The organism is Pseudomonas pisciculturae (genome assembly GCF_015461805.1).
GTDB lineage: Bacteria > Pseudomonadota > Gammaproteobacteria > Pseudomonadales > Pseudomonadaceae > Aquipseudomonas > Aquipseudomonas pisciculturae.
In genome coordinates this window covers 198,777-216,594 of record NZ_JACVZE010000001.1, presented here as the reverse complement: position 1 = coordinate 216,594, position 17,818 = coordinate 198,777, and the positions used below count along the sequence as shown (strand labels likewise).

The following is a 17,818-nucleotide window of genomic DNA, read 5'->3' as shown; positions in this document are numbered from 1 at the left end:
CCGAAGCTCCAACCTTTACGAGCCCGTGCCACCCACGGTGATCGCATCAATCTTCAGCGTTGGCTGGCCGACACCCACCGGCACCGACTGCCCATCTTTCCCGCATGTGCCTACGCCGCTGTCCAGCGACAGGTCGTTGCCGACCATCGACACTTTGCTCATGGCCTCTGGCCCGTTGCCAATCAATGTAGCCCCTTTGACCGGCGCGGTAATCTTGCCGTCTTCGATCAGGTACGCCTCGCTGGTGGAGAACACGAACTTGCCGCTGGTGATATCCACCTGGCCGCCGCCGAGGTTTGCGCAGTAGATGCCGCGTTTAACCGAAGCAATAATTTCTGCCGGGTCGCTTTCGCCACCGAGCATATAAGTGTTGGTCATGCGTGGCATCGGCAGGTGCGCGTAAGATTCGCGGCGGCCGTTACCGGTACGCGCCACGCCCATCAGACGCGCATTGAGCTTGTCTTGCATGTAGCCCTTTAGCACGCCGTTTTCGATCAGGGTGGTGCACTCGGTAGGAGTGCCTTCATCGTCCACGCTCAGCGAGCCGCGGCGACCGGCCAGGGTGCCGTCATCGACGATAGTGCACAGCTTGGAGGCAACCATTTCGCCCATGCGCCCGCTGTAGGCGGAGCTGCCCTTGCGGTTGAAGTCGCCTTCCAGGCCATGGCCTACCGCTTCGTGCAGCAACACGCCGGACCAGCCCGAGCCCAACACGACCGGCAAGGTACCGGCCGGCGCCGGAATGGCTTCCAGGTTGACCAGTGCCTGACGCAACGCTTCACGGGCATAACCCATGGCGCGGTCCTCGGCGAGGAAGTAACGGTAGTCGGTACGCCCGCCGCCACCATGGCCGCCGCGCTCGCGACGACCGTTCTGCTCGACGATCACACTGACGTTAAAGCGCACCAATGGCCGCACATCCGCCGCCAGACCGCCGTCGGTGGACGCCACCAAAATACGTTCCCACACACCTGCCATGCTCACCGTAACCTGCTGAATACGCGGGTCCAGAGCGCGGGTAGCGGCGTCGACACGCTTGAGCAGCTCGACCTTCTCGGCGCGGCTGATCACTTCCAGGGGGTTATCCGGCGCATACAACTGGGCCACATCCTGGGTACTGAAAGCCTGTACCGTGCCATTTTGGCCGGCACGGGAAATCGAACGTGCGGCGCGTGCCGCGAGCCCCAACGCTTCCAGGGTGATGGCATTGCTATAGGCAAACCCGGTCTTTTCACCGGACTGCGCACGCACGCCTACACCTTGGTCGAGGTTGAAACTACCTTCCTTGACGATGCCGTCTTCCAGTGCCCAGGACTCGGAGATCTGCCCCTGGAAATACAGATCAGCCGCATCAATGCCTGGCCCGGCGAGATCGCCCAGCACGGTTTGCAAACTTTCGATGGTCACGCCACCGGGTGCCAGGAGGTGTTCACTGACTGAGGACAACAACTCGCTCATAGGTTTGGCCTTAAATTCATCGTTCTGAAGCAGGTCGCTGTGCGCCCTGCGAGAAAAAGCGCCGATGGTTGACCACCGGCATGCGCGCCCTTATCGACGCTTGTTCACTGCTGTCGCGTTCGGCCAACAACACCGCTTCGCCTTGATCCTGTTGTGTCAGCACTCGGCCCCAGGGGTCGACAATTGCCGCATGCCCGTGGGTTTCACGTGGCCCCGGGTGTACGCCACCCTGGGCGGCGGCCAGCAGGTAGCACTGGGTCTCGATGGCCCGGGCGCGAATCAGCACGTCCCAGTGCGCGGCACCGGTCACCGCCGTAAACGCCGAAGGCGCGGTAATCAGTTCAGCCCCCGCCGCACGCAACTCGCTATACAACTCGGGGAAGCGCAAGTCGTAGCACACCGTCAGGCCCAATCGGCCGACGGGCGTATCCGCCACCACTACATTGCCCCCGAAAGCATAGTCGTCAGATTCACGATATCGACCGCGAGTGTCGGCGACATCAACATCGAACAGGTGCAGCTTGTCGTAACGGGCAACGATCTCACCCCGATCGTCGACCAGCAGCGAGCAAGCATTGGACTTGGCGTTCGGCTGGCCGTCAGGCGGCAGCGGCAAGGTGCCGGCCACTATCCATAAGGTGAGGTCGCGGGCGGTCTGTTTCAACCACGGCAGGATCGGGCCCTCGCCCAACGCTTCGGCGCGGCCGATATCGGCCACGTCGCGGCGGCCCATGGCGGCGAAGTTTTCCGGCAGCACCGCAAGCTTCGCACCACCCGCCGCGGCCTGCTCCAACAGGCGCCGGGCCTGGGCCAGGTTAGCCAGCACATCGCTCTGGCTGACCATTTGAATTACCGCAAAGGACATGGGCCGACACTCCGTAATGGGCATGGGGCCATGCTACTCCACAGCCTCTCAGTTTGGTTTTTCAAAAGGCTTGTCGAAGGTGATTTTCGGGTCTTTCCACGGGCCTTCAACCTTGTACTGCACGCTGGCGAAACGCGCGATACGGTCCCCAATCAGCTTGTCGATCAGGAACAACGCGCCGCCAATCGCCGGCGCACCCACGATCAGCGCAGCAATCGGCAGGTTGTTGGTCACCGGCAGTGTCACCAACAGCTTGGCGTCGACACGGTCGGCCACCATGTCCAACGTGCCATTAAGCTCCAGGTTGGTAGAAGGCCCGGTCATGGTTATCGGCTCGCGGGTGACGAACACGCCATTACTGGCCGCCAGTACCCCTTTGACCCGGTCATAGCTCAAACCCTTGCCGAGCAAGTCAGAGAAGTCCAGGCGCAAGCGGCGCCCGATGGAGTTGAAGTTCAGCAGGCCGAACACGCGCAGAGCCTGGGCGCCCCCTTCGACTTCGACGAACTGGCCCTTGCGGAACGCTGCGTCCAGGCTGCCGGAGAAGCGCTTGGGCCCGACATAGGCCGGCGAACCGGGCCAGCGGCCATCTACATCCAGATGGAAATCCTCGCTGGTGACTGTAGGCGCAAAACCCCAGCCCTTGAGCACATCGGCAATGTTCTTGCCGTCCAGGCGCCCCTTGTACCAACTGGCGCTATCGCCCACGGCCCCTTCCCAACCACCGGCGCCCTTGAGCTGCATACCCTTGAGGCCCAGGTCCAGGTTGCTGAAGGCTAGCCCTTTGGGTGTTGGCCGGATTTTCAACGACCAGGCGCCTACCAGGTCCGGGCCTTGGAACAGTTGATCGATGGCGATATCCAGCGCCGGAATATCCTTGGGGTCGATATTGGCCAACGGGTCCGGTGCGTTTTCATCAGCCTGTACCGTCGGGTCTGCCGCCGGTAACTTCACATATTGCAGGTTGACCGCAATCGGTGCGCCCTTGGCGTCCGGCAAATTGACGGTGCCTTTGGCTTGCTGGCTGGCGAGCTGCAGGCCCCAGGCGCCCGGCTTGCGGTCCAGCTGGAGGTTGACTTGATCAAACTGGGTGCCAAAACCGGTCAGCTTGCCGATCTTGAAGTCTGCACCGTTGAGCAGTTGCTTGGCGCTACCGCCCGGATCATTGCCGGCATAACGGTCCACCAGCTTCTTCCAGGGGTCGATATCGAGTTCCGACAACACCCCGCGAATACGCAGGCCCTTGCCCGCGGGCAACAGCGCATCGCCATCCCCAAGGAACAGTTCACCACGGCCATCACTGAACTTGTCCGGTGGCGCGGCAAAGGTGAAATTGGCCAGCTCGCCATAATCGAACCAGTAACGACGCTCGGCGCCCTGCAAGGTCATGCGAAACACGCTGTCACGCCCCTGGCTGGCCGGCATGCCAAACGGTGCCGGCAAGTCCACCGCCACGCCCTTGAGGTTGGAGCTGACCATCAGTTGGCTGTCGGCGCCGTCCAGATTCAGCTGCAACTGGTACGGGATATCTCCGGACACCGGCAGTGGCTGTGTGATTTTTAGCCAATCGGTCAGTCGCTTGACCGTGACCTGGCCCTTGGCAGTGACGCGCGTGCTGATATTGCCAGGCTTGCCATCGGCCGCGATCTGCGCCGTGATCGGCCGATCAAATGCCTGGGCAGTGATGTTTTGACCGCTGAGGCCCTTGGCACTGTCAAAGCGGAATTCGCCCTTGAGCTGGGTCAAATCCAAGGTCGGCTCGGCCAATTGCAGGCGCGCCTTGTCCGTCTTGAAGTCCACTACGATTTTCGGCTCGGTGCCCTTGGCCAGCGGGATATCCAGGTCGAGGCTGCCTTGCAGGTCGCCCTCGCCCTTCCAGCCGGCAAAGGTCGATGCGGTGCCAATCGGCGCTTCCTGAAGGATTTTCAGGCCATCGCCCAAGCCGCCAGCAAAACCACCGGTAAGCAGCAAGTGGCTATCCTTGCCCGCTGGCGCATGGGGAATATTGACGTAGATGTCCTTGACCTTGGTATCCAGCAACTGGCCCTTGCTCGCCAGGATGCGTACACCGCTCTCCTCGACAAAGACTTCGCCCTTGACCTTGCTGACGTGAGGCCAGCCCGGCTGGAATGCCAGCTCAGCATCATGCACCTTGAAGAACAGACTGATATTGCGCGACGCCGGCAACGCATCGTGATTCAGCGAGCCTTGGTATTGGAAGAACCCTTCATCCACCGCCCCCTTGAGGATCGCAGTGCGCAGCCATTCATCCAACGCAGGGCTTAACACTGCCGGCAGGTATTTGGGGGTGAAACGCCCATCGCCCTCGACCATGCCGACCCGCAGGTCCATGTAGTCTTCCTGACTGTGATCAAAATGCAGGCGGATAAGGAAGTCGGCAGCGATCTTGCCTTCTTCACCCAGCACCTTGATGTAGGGAGCAATCAGGGTGAAGCCCTCTTTATCGAGCTTCCACGTCAACCGTGCATTGGCCTGGATGTACTGCCATGGCTTGGCGAAGATGGGGTCGAGGTGCAGAGAAAAATCCTTGCTGTCCATGCGCAACTCGCCATGGCCCAGGTCACCGCTGATGCTGCCGGAGACATTACGCGCCGCCGGTGCACCGGAGTAGGCATCAAAGCCGATGCGCTCAAGGTTGGCGGCGAAGCTGACTTTTTGGTCGGTGGTGTCTTGAGGGCGCAAGTCCACCAGCACATTACGCAACACGCCAGTGGCTTTGAGGTGTTCGAGGGTCTTGGCAAACCCTTCTGGCAACGGTGCCAAGGCATTGAGCAGAGGCGTGATGGGGGTCAGGTCCAGGCGGTCAGCCTGTAGCTTCCAGACCTCCAGGTCTTTGTCAGTCGCCAGGGTTTGCTGCAATTGCAGGCGCGATTCCCAGCGGGTTTCACCCAGGTTCATGGCCAGCGAATCGAACAGCACACGCAGGCCGGTATCGCTGCGTTGCAGGTAGGCAGTCAGGGCAAGGTTTTCAATATGTACCGGCTTACGCTCGGCATAACCACCCTTCACCTGCGGCGAATTGAGGCGCACCACGGCGCTTTGCACGGCGCCCTTGGCCCAGGTCAGCCAGAATTCGCCGCCAGCCTTGAACTGCGTGAGCTTCCATTGCTGGGTCAGCTTGGCGGGTATCCACTTGGCCCAATCGCTTTGCGGCAGGCTCAGGTATGCCTGCACTTCAGCGTCTTTCCATTGGCTCGCGCGAATGCGTGTGCGCAGGCTCACGGCCAGGGGCTGGCCGTCGGGCAAGGTCAGGCGTGCATCCAGGCGTTGACGGGTCAGGCCGGTGTGCAGGCTCAGACCGACGTAGGTCAGAGTCTTGGGTGCCTGATCAAATGGCTGCAAGGTCACCTGGCTGTCGAGCAACGACACGCGCTTGACCCTCTGCATGCGCTTGAGCAACTGCTCCGGGTCCAACGGCTGGTCGTCCTGTACCGGCAGCCCTTGCAGGGCCCAGTGGCCGTCCTTGTCCTCCTTCACACTCAGTTGCAGGCCGCTGACTTGCAGGTGCGCAATACGCACCTCGCGCGCCATCAGGCTGGCCCAGAAATCCGGCACCACTTCGACCTGGTCCAGGCGCAGGGCACTGCTGCCCTCACCGACCATCACGTCATGGGCCAGCAACACCGGGGCAAAACCGCTCCAGCGGCCTTCAAGGCTACCAATTTGCAGGGGCATATCCACCGCGGCCTGGGCCTTGGCTTCGACCTCGGCGCGATATTCAGCCACCAGTGGCGTCAACTCGCGCCCCAGGCTCACGTACACGGCTGCCAGCACCAATGCCAGGGCGCAGAGGCCCAGGCCCCAACGGGTCAAAGCGGCAAAAAAGCGTATCAGACGCTCCATGTCAGGCGACCCTCAGGGCAGTAAAAAGCAAGCGAATGGGGATCAGAGCAGCACCACGTCGTATTGTTCCTGGGAATACATGGTTTCGACCTGGAAGCGAATCGTGCGCCCGATAAACCCTTCCAGTTCGGCAACGTTGCCGGACTCTTCGTCCAGCAGCCGGTCGACCACTTTTTGGTTGGCGAGCACTCTATAACCTTCGGCCTGATAGGCACGCGCCTCCCGTAAGATTTCCCGGAAAATCTCGTAGCAAACCGTTTCCGGGGTCTTCAACTTGCCGCGTCCCTGGCAGCTGCTGCACGGCTCGCACAACACCTGTTCAAGGCTTTCGCGGGTGCGCTTGCGGGTCATCTGCACCAGGCCCAACTCGGTGATGCCGATGATGTTTGTCTTGGCGTGATCGCGCTCCAACTGCTTCTCGAGGGTGCGCAACACTTGGCGCTGGTGTTCACCGTCCTCCATGTCGATGAAGTCGATGATGATGATGCCGCCCAGGTTACGCAGACGCAGCTGGCGGGCAATCGCGGTGGCCGCTTCGAGGTTGGTCTTGAAGATGGTTTCTTCGAGGTTGCGATGGCCCACGAACGCGCCGGTGTTGACGTCGATGGTGGTCATGGCTTCTGCCGGGTCTACCACCAGGTAGCCGCCGGACTTGAGCGGCACTTTGCGCTCCAGGGCTTTCTGAATTTCGTCTTCGACGCCATACAGGTCGAAGATCGGCCGTTCACCGGGGTAGTGTTCCAGGCGATCGGCAATTTCCGGCATCAGCTCGGCCACAAATTGCGTCGTGCGCTGGAAGGTTTCCCGCGAGTCGATGCGAATTTTCTCAATCTTCGGGCTGACCAAGTCGCGCAGGGTGCGCAGCGCCAGGCCGAGGTCTTCATAGATCACGCTGGGCGCGCCGATGGTTTTGATCTGGGCGCCGATCTGGTCCCACAGGCGTCGCAGGTAACGGATGTCCATCAGGATTTCATCTGCGCCGGCACCTTCGGCGGCAGTGCGCAGGATAAACCCACCGGTTTCCTTGATACCTTCGGCGGCGACACAATCACTGACGACCTTTTTCAGGCGCTCACGCTCGCCTTCGTCTTCGATCTTCAGGGAAATACCGACGTGGGCAGTGCGCGGCATGTACACCAGGTAGCGGGATGGAATCGACAGCTGAGTGGTCAGGCGCGCGCCTTTGGAACCGATGGGGTCCTTGGTGACTTGCACCACCAGGCTCTGCCCTTCATGCACGAGGGCGCTGATGCTTTCCACCGCTGGGCCTTCGCGCAGGGAAATTTCTGACGCATGGATAAACGCAGCACGGTCCAGGCCGATGTCGACGAATGCGGCCTGCATGCCCGGCAGTACCCGCACCACCTTGCCTTTGTAAATATTGCCAACGATCCCGCGCTTCTGAGTGCGCTCGACGTGCACTTCTTGCAGAACACCGTTCTCTACCACCGCCACGCGCGATTCCATCGGCGTGATATTGATCAGAATCTCTTCACTCATGGCTGGGTCTCGTTCAGGCGTTTTCACAATAGTGACCGATCGCTTAAGGCTGGGCGCGCACGTCAGGCGATCAGCGCGCGGTAAGGTTTTGCCAACAGGGTATGCCGAATTGGTCGAGCAGTTGCGCGGTTTCGCACACCGGCAGGCCTACCACGGCGGAATAACTGCCATTGAGGCCGGCGACAAACACCGAGCCCAAGCCTTGGATAGCATAGCCGCCCGCCTTGTCCTGCGGTTCGCCGCTGTACCAGTAGGTTGTAGCCTCCCCGACTGAAATGGCGCGAAAACGTACACGACTGCTTACACAAACAACCTCGCAACGCTGGCCGTCGGTGAGGGCAATGGCGGTCAGCACTTCATGCTCACGTCCCGCCAATGCCATCAACATCGCCAGCGCATCGGCCTGGTCCACGGGCTTGCCGAGGATCTTGCCATCAACGATCACAGCGGTGTCGGCGCCCAGCACGCAGGCAGATGTGGTGTTTTCGAGCGCAGCAAAACCCGCCGCGGCCTTGCCACGCGCAAGGCGCTCGACATAGGAAACGGCGGATTCATTTGTAAGAGGGGTTTCATCAATGGCGGCGCTGACCACGGTGAACGGCACACCGATCTGGGTCAGCAGTTCACGCCGTCTCGGAGAGCCCGAGGCCAGATAAAGCGAATTCATTGCTGACTCTCCCTGTAGGGTTCGATAACCAGGCAGAGCCTCGCAATCCATTCAATTGATTTTATAGCGACGACGTAACCCACGCAGGCCGAAACTGATCCAGGGCCACAGCAGCGCGCTGACCAGGGCCGGGAGTACCAACGCCAAGGTAGGCTGACGGTTGCCAGTCAAGGCGCTGAGCCACAACTGCACAAGCTGGGCCAGGCCGAAAATCACCAGGATCACCAGGCTCTGCTGCCACATCGGGAACATGCGCAGACGCTGCTGCAACGACAGTACCAAGAAGGTGATCAGGGTCAGGATCAACGCGTTCTGACCCAGCAAGGTGCCATAGAGCACATCCTCCGCCAAGCCCAAGAACATCGCGGTGACCATGCCCACTTTATGCGGCAAGTGCAGCGACCAGAAGGCCAGCAGCAACGCCAGCCAGAGCGGGCGCAGGATTTCCATGAATTGGGGCAACGGCGAAACGCTGAGCAGCAAGCCGATGGCGAACGTCAGCCAGACGATCCAGCCATTGCGCGAATGAGTACCGGCCATTATTCCTCCCTCTGCCGCGTGGTGGCCGGAGCGGTGGCTGCCGGGCGGGCAGTCGGGGCAGCGGCAGGCGGTTTAGCCGTCGGTGTGGCGGTCGGCGTCGATGCAGGCGGTTTGGTCGCGGCAGGCTTGACCGGGTGCGTCGCTGGTTTGACGGGCGTAGCAACAGGTGCCGCTGCCGCAGGCGTCGCTGCCGGCGTAACCGGTGTAACCGCCGCGGGCTTGGGCACAGTGGCAGGTACAACCGGCGTGGTGCCGTTCTTCTTGTCTTCCGCTTCCTGGGCCTGGGCAGCGTCGTTGGCACGCTCCTCCGGGGTTCGGTTGTCACTGAATACCAGCAGCAGGTAGCGGCTGCGGTTCAGGGCGGCGGTCGGCACAGCGCGCACAATGGCGAACGGCTGGCCGGAGTCGTGAATCACTTCCTTGACCGTCGCCACCGGGTAACCGGCCGGAAAACGCTGGCCAAGACCGGAGCTGACCAGCAGATCGCCTTCCTTGATGTCGGCCGTATCGGCGACGTGACGCAATTCCAGGCGCTCGGGGTTGCCGGTGCCGCTGGCAATCGCCCGCAGGCCGTTGCGATTCACCTGCACCGGGATGCTGTGGGTGGTGTCCGTCAGCAACAGCACCCGCGAGGTGTAGGGCATCAACTCAACCACTTGGCCCATCAGGCCGCGAGCGTCGAGCACCGGCTGACCCAGGACCACACCGTCGCGCTCACCTTTGTTGATGATGATGCGATGGGTGAAGGGGTTGGGGTCCATGCCGATCAACTCAGCCACTTCGACCTTTTCGTTGACCAACGCAGAAGAATTGAGCAACTCGCGCAGCCGAACGTTCTGCTCGGTGAGGGCCGCCAGCTTTTGCATGCGCCCCTGCAACAGCAGGTTTTCAGTCTTGAGTTTTTCGTTCTCGGCAACCAGCTCGGTGCGGCTGCCAAATTGGCTGGCCACGCCCTGGTAGAGACGTTGCGGCAGGTCGGTGATCCAGTAAGTCTGCATCAACACCAGCGACATCTGGCTACGCACCGGCTTGAGCAGTGCAAAGCGGGCATCGACCACCATCAGCGCGACCGAAAGCACGACCAGCACCAACAGGCGCACGCCCAATGAGGGGCCTTTGGCGAAAAGCGGTTTAATAAGCCGCTCCTCCCAGGCAAATGTTTTCTTTATTCATACGGCATCTAACCGGCCTGGATGCAGATTGAAGAAGATAAACGCCAACAGGCAGCACTGCAAAGTGCTGCCTGCGGGCGAAACATGGCGCAACCAACGGTCTTATTCGCTGGAAAGCAGGTCCATGGTGTGTTTATCCATCATTTCCAGTGCACGACCACCGCCACGGGCAACGCAGGTCAGCGGGTCTTCGGCAACGATCACCGGCAGGCCAGTCTCTTGGGCCAGCAGCTTGTCGAGGTCACGCAGCAAGGCGCCACCACCGGTCAACACCAGGCCACGCTCGGCGATGTCGGAAGCCAGCTCCGGCGGCGATTGCTCCAGGGCGCTCTTAACAGCCTGAACGATGGTTGCCAGCGACTCTTGCAGAGCTTCCAGCACTTCATTGGAGTTCAGGGTGAACGCGCGTGGAACGCCTTCGGCCAGGTTGCGACCGCGCACATCAACTTCGCGCACTTCGCCGCCCGGGTAGGCAGTACCGATTTCCTGCTTGATGCGCTCAGCGGTGGATTCACCGATCAGGCTGCCGTAGTTACGACGTACATAAGTGATGATCGCTTCGTCGAAACGGTCGCCGCCTACACGTACGGATTCGGCATACACCACACCGTTCAGGGAGATCAGGGCGATTTCAGTGGTACCACCACCGATATCCACCACCATCGAACCGCGGGCTTCTTCAACCGGCAGGCCGGCACCGATCGCAGCAGCCATTGGCTCTTCGATCAGGAACACTTCACGAGCACCGGCACCAAGGGCCGATTCACGGATGGCACGACGCTCAACCTGGGTGGACTTGCACGGAACGCAGATCAGCACACGAGGGCTGGGCTGCAGGAAACTGTTTTCGTGAACCTTGTTGATGAAGTACTGCAGCATCTTCTCGCAGACACTGAAGTCGGCGATCACGCCGTCTTTCATCGGACGAATGGCAGCAATATTGCCTGGTGTACGGCCGAGCATGCGCTTGGCCTCGGTGCCAACGGCAACGACACTTTTCTGATTACCGTGGGTCCGAATGGCCACAACCGATGGCTCATTCAGGACGATACCGCGCTCGCGCACGTAAATAAGGGTGTTGGCAGTGCCCAGGTCAATGGAAAGATCGCTGGAAAACATGCCACGCAGTTTCTTGAACATGGGGAAAGGACCCTAGGCAACGCGTGGGTAAAAAAGTGCGGCAAACTCTAACAACGACAGGGATTTTGGGCAAGGCGCCAATGTGCTAAATTGGCCGACTTTCTGTGCACCAACCCCCACAATCGCGGCCATATGACCGTAGAAATGCGGTAGTGTTCCGACAATCTAACACACGGACGCCCTCCGTTCTGTTTTCCACTGGAGAATCCCATGGCGCTTGACCGCTCCGACGTGGAAAAAATCGCTCACCTGGCCCACCTGGGCCTGGCTGAAGCCGATCTTCCACCGATTACCGCAGCCCTGAACAGCATTCTCGGGCTGGTTGACCAAATGCAGGCCGTGAATACCGACGGCATCGAGCCCCTGGCTCACCCGCTGGAAGCCAGTCAGCGCCTGCGCGCCGACGTCGTGACCGAGCGCAATAATCGCGAGGCCTACCAGTCCATCGCGCCAGCGGTCGAAAACGGCCTGTACCTGGTTCCGAAAGTCATCGACTAAAGGGAAAGAGCCTTTCATGCATCACATGACTCTGGCCGAGATCGCCCGCGGTCTCGCCGACAAAAAGTTTTCTTCCGAAGAGCTGACCAAGACCCTGCTTGCGCGCATCGCCGAGCACGATCCCAAGGTCAACAGCTTTATCAGCCTCACCGAAGAGCTGGCCCTGAGCCAGGCCAAGGCCGCCGACGTACGTCGCGCCAACGGTGAAAATGGCGCACTGCTGGGCGCACCTATCGCCCACAAAGACCTGTTCTGCACCCAGGGCATTCGCACCAGCTGCGGCTCGAAGATGCTCGACAACTTCAAGGCGCCCTATGACGCCACCGTGGTCTCCAAGCTGGCCGCTGCCGGGGCTGTGACCCTGGGCAAGACCAACATGGACGAATTCGCCATGGGTTCGGCCAACGAGTCGAGCTACTACGGCGCGGTGAAAAACCCGTGGAACCTGGAACACGTGCCAGGCGGTTCGTCCGGTGGTTCGGCAGCCGCGGTTGCGGCGCGCTTCCTGCCGGCGGCCACGGCCACCGACACCGGCGGTTCCATTCGCCAACCCGCAGCGTTCACCAACCTCACCGGCTTGAAGCCGACCTACGGTCGCGTTTCCCGCTGGGGCATGATCGCCTATGCGTCCAGCCTCGATCAGGGCGGCCCATTGGCTCGCACCGCCGAAGACTGCGCGATCTTGTTACAAGGTATGGCAGGGTTCGATAAACAGGACTCCACCAGCATCGACGAGCCGGTGCCGGACTACAGCGCCACCCTCAACACCTCGATCAAGGGCCTGCGCATCGGCGTGCCGAAGGAATACTTCAGCGCCGGTCTCGACCCACGTATCGCTGAGCTGGTACACAACAGCGTCAAGGAGCTGGAAAAGCTCGGCGCCGTGATCAAGGAAATCAGCCTGCCGAACAACCAGCACGCGATTCCTGCGTACTACGTGATCGCGCCGGCAGAGGCCTCTTCCAACCTGTCGCGTTTCGACGGCGTGCGTTTCGGCTATCGCTGCGAAAACCCCAAAGACCTCACCGACCTGTACAAACGCTCCCGTGGCGAAGGCTTCGGCCCCGAAGTACAACGTCGCATCATGGTCGGTGCCTACGCCCTGTCGGCCGGCTACTACGACGCGTACTACCTCAAGGCGCAGAAAATCCGTCGCCTGGTGAAGAACGACTTCATGGCCGCCTTTGAAGAAGTCGACGTGATCCTCGGCCCAACCACGCCAAACCCGGCCTGGAAGCTCGGTGCCAAGAACGGCGACCCGGTGGCTGCGTACCTCGAAGACCTGTACACCATCACCGCCAACCTCGCGGGCTTGCCGGGCTTGTCCATGCCTGCCGGTTTCGTCGATGGCCTGCCGGTGGGCGTGCAATTGCTCGCCCCGTATTTCCAGGAAGGCCGCCTGCTCAATGTGGCGCACCAGTACCAGTTGAATACTGACTGGCACACTCGCACCCCTACCGGCTTCTGAGGAGAACACTATGCAATGGGAAGTCGTGATCGGGCTGGAGATTCATACCCAGCTCGCCACCCAATCGAAGATTTTCTCCGGTAGCGCCACCACGTTCGGCTCCGAGCCCAACACCCAGGCCAGCCTGGTAGACCTGGGCATGCCCGGCGTGCTGCCGGTGCTGAACCAGGAAGCGGTGCGCATGGCGGTGATGTTCGGCCTGGCGATTGACGCCGAGATCGGCCAGCACAACGTGTTCGCGCGCAAGAACTACTTCTATCCGGACCTGCCCAAGGGCTACCAGATCAGCCAGATGGAGTTGCCGATTGTTGGCAAGGGCCACCTGGACATCCCCCTGGAAGACGGCACCATCAAGCGCGTCGGTGTAACCCGCGCGCACCTGGAAGAAGACGCCGGCAAGAGCCTGCACGAAGAATTCCCGGGCGCCACCGGTATCGACCTGAACCGTGCCGGCACGCCGCTGCTGGAGATCGTCTCCGAGCCAGACATGCGCAGCGCCAAGGAAGCCGTGGCCTACGTAAAAACGATCCACGCGCTGGTGCGTTACCTGGGCATCTGTGACGGCAACATGGCCGAAGGCTCGCTGCGTTGCGACTGCAACGTGTCGATCCGCCCCAAGGGTCAGACCGAGTACGGCACGCGCTGCGAGATCAAGAACGTCAACTCGTTCCGCTTCATCGAGAAGGCGATCAACAGCGAAGTGCGTCGCCAGATCGAGCTGATCGAAGACGGCGGCAAGGTCATCCAGCAAACCCGCCTGTACGACCCGAACAAAGACGAAACCCGCGCCATGCGCAGCAAAGAGGAAGCCAACGACTACCGTTACTTCCCCGACCCGGACTTGTTGCCGGTGGTCATCGAGGACTCGTTCCTCAATGACGTGCGCACCACCCTGCCGGAACTGCCGCAGCAGAAACGCGAACGCTTCCAGGAGCAGTTTGGCCTGTCGGTCTACGATGCCAGCGTGCTGGCCTCCAGCCGTGAGCAAGCCAACTACTTCGAGCAAGTAGTGAACATTGCTGGTGACGCCAAATTGGCAGCCAACTGGGTCATGGTTGAGCTGGGCAGCCTGTTGAACAAACAGGGCCTGGAAATCGACGAAGCCCCGGTCACTGCCGAGCAGTTGGGCGGCATGCTGCTGCGCATCAAAGACAACACCATCTCCGGCAAAATTGCCAAGACCGTGTTCGAAGCCATGGCCGCAGGCGAAGGCAGCGCCGATGAAATCATCGAGAAGCGCGGCCTCAAGCAAGTCACCGACAGCGGCGCCATCTCGGCCGTTCTCGATGAAATGCTCGCGGCCAATGCCGAGCAAGTCGAGCAATATCGCGCGGCAGACGAAGCCAAGCGCGGCAAGATGTTCGGCTTCTTTGTGGGCCAGGCGATGAAAGCGTCGAAAGGCAAGGCCAACCCGCAGCAAGTGAACGAATTGCTTAAAAGCAAGCTCGAAGGCTGATAGTGATGAATGGTCCGGGTGAGATCTCATGCTCAACTCGGACCCACGGTGGGGCCAGCTTTGTATGGGAGGGGGCTTGCCCCCGATTGCGGTGTGTCAGTTGATGAATATTTGGCTGACACACCGCTATCGGGGGCAAGCCCCCTCCCACATAAGTCTCTTCCACCTTTGATATGGGGGTACCTTGAGTGAAGCGCCTAATTGGCCTCCTGGCCCTGTTCTCCCTGTTGGCCGGCTGCGCCAGCGGCGGCCTCGTCAATCCCAACGGCTACGATGAAACCGGCACCGCGTCCTATTACGGCGCCAAGCACCATGGCAAAAAGACCGCCAGCGGTGAACCCTTCAACCAGAACGCCCTGACCGCCGCCCACCGGCAATTGCCGTTCGGCACCCAGGTCAAGGTCACCAATCTCGCCAACGACAAATCCGTGGTTGTGCGCATCAATGATCGCGGGCCGCATACCCGTGGGCGCTTGATTGATCTTTCGCGCAAGGCCGCCGAACAGCTGGGCATGATCTCCAGCGGTACGGCACGCGTGCGCGTTCAAGCCATGAGCAACTAACTGACGGAGCCTTGGCCATTTTCGGATTAACCGCCCTCTCGCCCTGGAGCCTGCTGGAATTGGTCAGCGGCCTGCTGCTGCTGATCGTCGGCGCCGAGATTCTGGTGCGTGCCGCCGTGCGCCTGGCCGCCAGCCTCAAGGTACGGCCGTTGATCATCGGCCTGAGCATCGTCGCCTTCGGCAGCAGCGCGCCGCAGATGACCGTGAGTCTGCAAGCTACCCTGGCCGGCAATACCGATATTGCAGTGGGCAGCGTGATCGGCAGCAGTATCTTCAACATCCTCGTGACGTTGGGCCTGTCGGCGCTGATCATTCCGCTGCGGGTCTCGCGCCAACTGGTGCGCCTGGATATCCCGGTGATGATCCTCGCCGGGCTGCTGGTGTTTACCCTCGCAGCCAATGAAGCACTCACGCCCATCGACGGCCTGTTGCTGCTGGTAGCCCTGCTCGCCTACCTCGGTGTGCTGCATTATCAGACGCGCCATTCCCGACGCCCGCGCACGCTGGATACGGTGGCCAAGGCGCCTTGGCTGAGCAGTGTGTTGTTGATGCTCGGCGGCTTGCTGATCCTGGTGCTGGCCGGGCATTTGTTGCTCGGCGCGGCCGTGGATGTGTCGAGTGACCTGGGCCTGTCGGAACGCATCATCGGCCTGACCCTGATCGGCGTCGGCACCTCACTGCCATGCTTGGCCACATCGCTGATCGCCGCCTTGCGCGGTGAGCGTGAAATCGCCGTGGGCAACGTGATCGGCAGCAACCTGTTCAACCTGCTGGGGGTACTGGGTTTCACTGCCTTGGTGGCGCCCTCCCCGCTGTCGGTATCGCCCAACGCCTTGGACTTCGACCTGCCGGTGATGCTCGCCGCCGTGGTGCTGTGCCTGCCGGTGTTCTACACCGGCTACCGCGTAACCCGCGCCGAAGGCCTGGTGCTGCTGGGGCTGTACCTGGCGTACGGGCTGCACGTGATGGCGTTCACTACCGGCATGCCGCTTGCGACCAAGCTTGAACACCTGATGCTGTATTACGTTTTGCCAGTGCTGGTGGCGTTCCTGTTGTTCAGCACGCTGCGAGCCTGGCGCCGCCAACACAAGAGGGAATCGCAATGACCGATCAGAAAAAGCCCGGGGTTGAAATGCGTCGCCAGGTCATGGGGGATGTATTCGTCGACCGCGCGCTGGGCAATGCCACCGAGTTCACCCAGCCGCTGCAGGACTTCGTCAACGAACATGCCTGGGGTAGCGTGTGGAACCGTGAAGGTTTGCCGCTGAAAACCCGCAGCCTGATCACCCTCGCCGCCCTCACCGCGCTCAAGTGCCCGCAGGAACTTAAAGGCCATGTGCGCGGCGCGCTGAATAACGGCTGTACCGTGGAAGAGATTCGTGAGGCGTTGCTGCACTGCGCGGTGTATGCGGGCGTGCCGGCGGCGATTGATGCGTTTCGTGCGGCGCAGGAAGTGATTGAGGCGTACCAGGCTGATCAGCAGTGACTGTCAGATAGCTATCGGGGGCAAGTCGAATCGTCGCACCGCCCCTCCCACATCCGACCGCATTCTCATGTTGGAACTCGGTCAAATGTGGGAGGGGCGGTGCGACGATTCGACTTGCCCCCGATTGGCCCTCACAGACACCACAACATTCAGATCCAGCCCCCCGCCTGCAACACAAATATCCCAATATTGGTGGTCACCGCCGCCATCAACGTGGTGATCACAATAATCGCCGCCGCCAGCTCATGATTGCCCTCCGCCGCCCTGGCCATCACAAAACTCGCAGCCGCCGTCGGCGCACCGAAGTACAGGAACAAAATCCCCAACTCCGGCCCTCGGAAGCCGAGCAGCCAAGCCCCCAAGGTTGCGATAACAGGCAGCCAGACCATTTTCATCAGGCTCGCGCTCAACGCCATGTTGCCGCTCTTGCGCAATGCCGCCAATGACAAGGTGCCACCGATGCAAATCAGCGCCAGCGGCAGTGTGGTGTCGGCGAGGTACTGCAAGGATTTTTCCAACCAACCCGGCAGGCCAATCTGAAAGTAGGCAAACGGCGCGGCCACGATCACGCTGATGATCAACGGGTTGGCCACCACACTCTTGAAAATGCTCCACGGGTCGGACTTGATCACCGGGCTGTACACCGCCAGCACGATGGTCGATAGCGTGTTGTAGAACAGGATCACCAACGCCGCGAGGATCGCGCCCAGCGAGATGCCGTAGTCGCCGTACATGCTGGCAGCCAGCGCCAAGCCGATCACCCCGTTATTGCCGCGAAACGCCCCCTGGGCATAGATGCCCCGGTCTTCGCGCTTGCAGCGAAAGATCGCCCAGCCCCAGGCCAGGGCAAAGCTGACCAACGTCGCGACGGCGAAATAAATCAGCAAACCCGGCTTGAGCGCCGAATGCAGGTCGGCATGCAGGATGCCCAGAAACAGCAACGCCGGCATGGTGACGTTGAACACCAGGGAGGAAGCGGTGTGGATGAAGTTGTCGTTGATCCAGTTGATGCGCTTGAGCAGCACACCGAGGAAGAGCATGGCGAACACCGGCGCGGTGATGGTCAGGGTGGTGAGGAAGATAGCCAGCATGCCGGGGTAACCTTGGTGAGCGTCGTTAGGTGGCTAATGATAAGCCATGC

Annotated in this window: 15 protein-coding genes; 6 read left to right on the top strand and 9 right to left on the bottom strand. The window is 61.0% G+C overall.

Going from position 1 to position 17,818, the window contains the following annotated elements; genetic code table 11:
• Positions 1-15: 15 nt before the first annotated feature.
• The 8 genes from tldD to mreB all read right to left on the bottom strand — a co-directional run bounded on the left by tldD (position 16) and on the right by mreB (position 11,206).
• On the bottom strand, positions 16-1,458 hold the full coding sequence (gene tldD / locus ICY20_RS01020) for a metalloprotease TldD (protein ID WP_017529090.1): 1,443 nt from the start codon (positions 1,456-1,458) through the stop codon (positions 16-18).
• Between the two features lie 16 nt (positions 1,459-1,474).
• Positions 1,475-2,323, bottom strand: a complete 849-nt coding sequence (locus tag ICY20_RS01015) for a carbon-nitrogen hydrolase family protein (RefSeq protein WP_194936760.1) — start codon at positions 2,321-2,323, stop codon at positions 1,475-1,477.
• A gap of 48 nt (positions 2,324-2,371) precedes the next feature.
• A complete protein-coding gene (locus ICY20_RS01010) occupies positions 2,372-6,187 on the bottom strand; it encodes a YhdP family protein (RefSeq protein ID WP_194936759.1) in 3,816 nt (1,271 codons plus the stop codon).
• Between the two features lie 42 nt (positions 6,188-6,229).
• On the bottom strand, positions 6,230-7,687 hold the full coding sequence (rng, locus tag ICY20_RS01005; protein ID WP_122487531.1) for a ribonuclease G: 1,458 nt from the start codon (positions 7,685-7,687) through the stop codon (positions 6,230-6,232).
• 70 nt (positions 7,688-7,757) lie between these two features.
• Positions 7,758-8,354, bottom strand: coding sequence for a Maf family protein (locus tag ICY20_RS01000; RefSeq protein WP_194936758.1), 597 nt, complete (start codon positions 8,352-8,354; stop codon positions 7,758-7,760).
• Positions 8,355-8,405: 51 nt separating this feature from the next.
• Positions 8,406-8,894: a rod shape-determining protein MreD gene (mreD, locus tag ICY20_RS00995; RefSeq protein ID WP_122487529.1), complete on the bottom strand. Its 489-nt coding sequence runs from the start codon at positions 8,892-8,894 to the stop codon at positions 8,406-8,408.
• A complete protein-coding gene (gene mreC / locus ICY20_RS00990) occupies positions 8,894-10,030 on the bottom strand; it encodes a rod shape-determining protein MreC (protein WP_194937090.1) in 1,137 nt (378 codons plus the stop codon). The genes mreD and mreC overlap by 1 nt, the downstream gene beginning before the upstream one ends.
• Positions 10,031-10,168: 138 nt before the next feature.
• Positions 10,169-11,206, bottom strand: a complete 1,038-nt coding sequence (gene mreB / locus ICY20_RS00985) for a rod shape-determining protein MreB (protein ID WP_002555108.1) — start codon at positions 11,204-11,206, stop codon at positions 10,169-10,171.
• 210 nt (positions 11,207-11,416) lie between these two features.
• Here mreB and gatC point away from each other — a divergent pair, with 210 nt between their 5' ends.
• From gatC to ICY20_RS00955, 6 genes are all read left to right on the top strand, one after another.
• On the top strand, positions 11,417-11,704 hold the full coding sequence (gene gatC / locus ICY20_RS00980; protein WP_159960599.1) for an Asp-tRNA(Asn)/Glu-tRNA(Gln) amidotransferase subunit GatC: 288 nt from the start codon (positions 11,417-11,419) through the stop codon (positions 11,702-11,704).
• A 16-nt stretch (positions 11,705-11,720) separates the two neighbouring features.
• Entirely contained in the window at positions 11,721-13,172 is a 1,452-nt protein-coding gene (gene gatA / locus ICY20_RS00975) for an Asp-tRNA(Asn)/Glu-tRNA(Gln) amidotransferase subunit GatA (RefSeq protein WP_159960601.1), read from the top strand.
• A 10-nt stretch (positions 13,173-13,182) separates the two neighbouring features.
• Positions 13,183-14,628: an Asp-tRNA(Asn)/Glu-tRNA(Gln) amidotransferase subunit GatB gene (gene gatB, locus ICY20_RS00970; RefSeq protein WP_194936757.1), complete on the top strand. Its 1,446-nt coding sequence runs from the start codon at positions 13,183-13,185 to the stop codon at positions 14,626-14,628.
• A gap of 188 nt (positions 14,629-14,816) precedes the next feature.
• Entirely contained in the window at positions 14,817-15,191 is a 375-nt protein-coding gene (locus ICY20_RS00965) for a septal ring lytic transglycosylase RlpA family protein (RefSeq protein ID WP_159960604.1), read from the top strand.
• Positions 15,192-15,241: 50 nt separating this feature from the next.
• The gene (locus ICY20_RS00960; RefSeq protein WP_159960677.1) at positions 15,242-16,297 is read left to right on the top strand and encodes a calcium/sodium antiporter; all 1,056 of its coding nucleotides are present in this window, start codon (positions 15,242-15,244) and stop codon (positions 16,295-16,297) included.
• Complete coding sequence (locus tag ICY20_RS00955; RefSeq protein WP_053254400.1) at positions 16,294-16,677, top strand: carboxymuconolactone decarboxylase family protein; 384 nt, start codon at positions 16,294-16,296, stop codon at positions 16,675-16,677. The genes ICY20_RS00960 and ICY20_RS00955 overlap by 4 nt, the downstream gene beginning before the upstream one ends.
• A gap of 149 nt (positions 16,678-16,826) precedes the next feature.
• On the opposite strand, the gene ICY20_RS00950 is transcribed toward ICY20_RS00955, so the two are convergent.
• Positions 16,827-17,768 carry an AEC family transporter gene (locus ICY20_RS00950; RefSeq protein ID WP_194936756.1) on the bottom strand — a complete coding sequence of 314 codons (942 nt, stop codon included), beginning with the start codon at positions 17,766-17,768 and terminating at the stop codon, positions 16,827-16,829.
• Positions 17,769-17,818 lie beyond the last annotated feature (50 nt).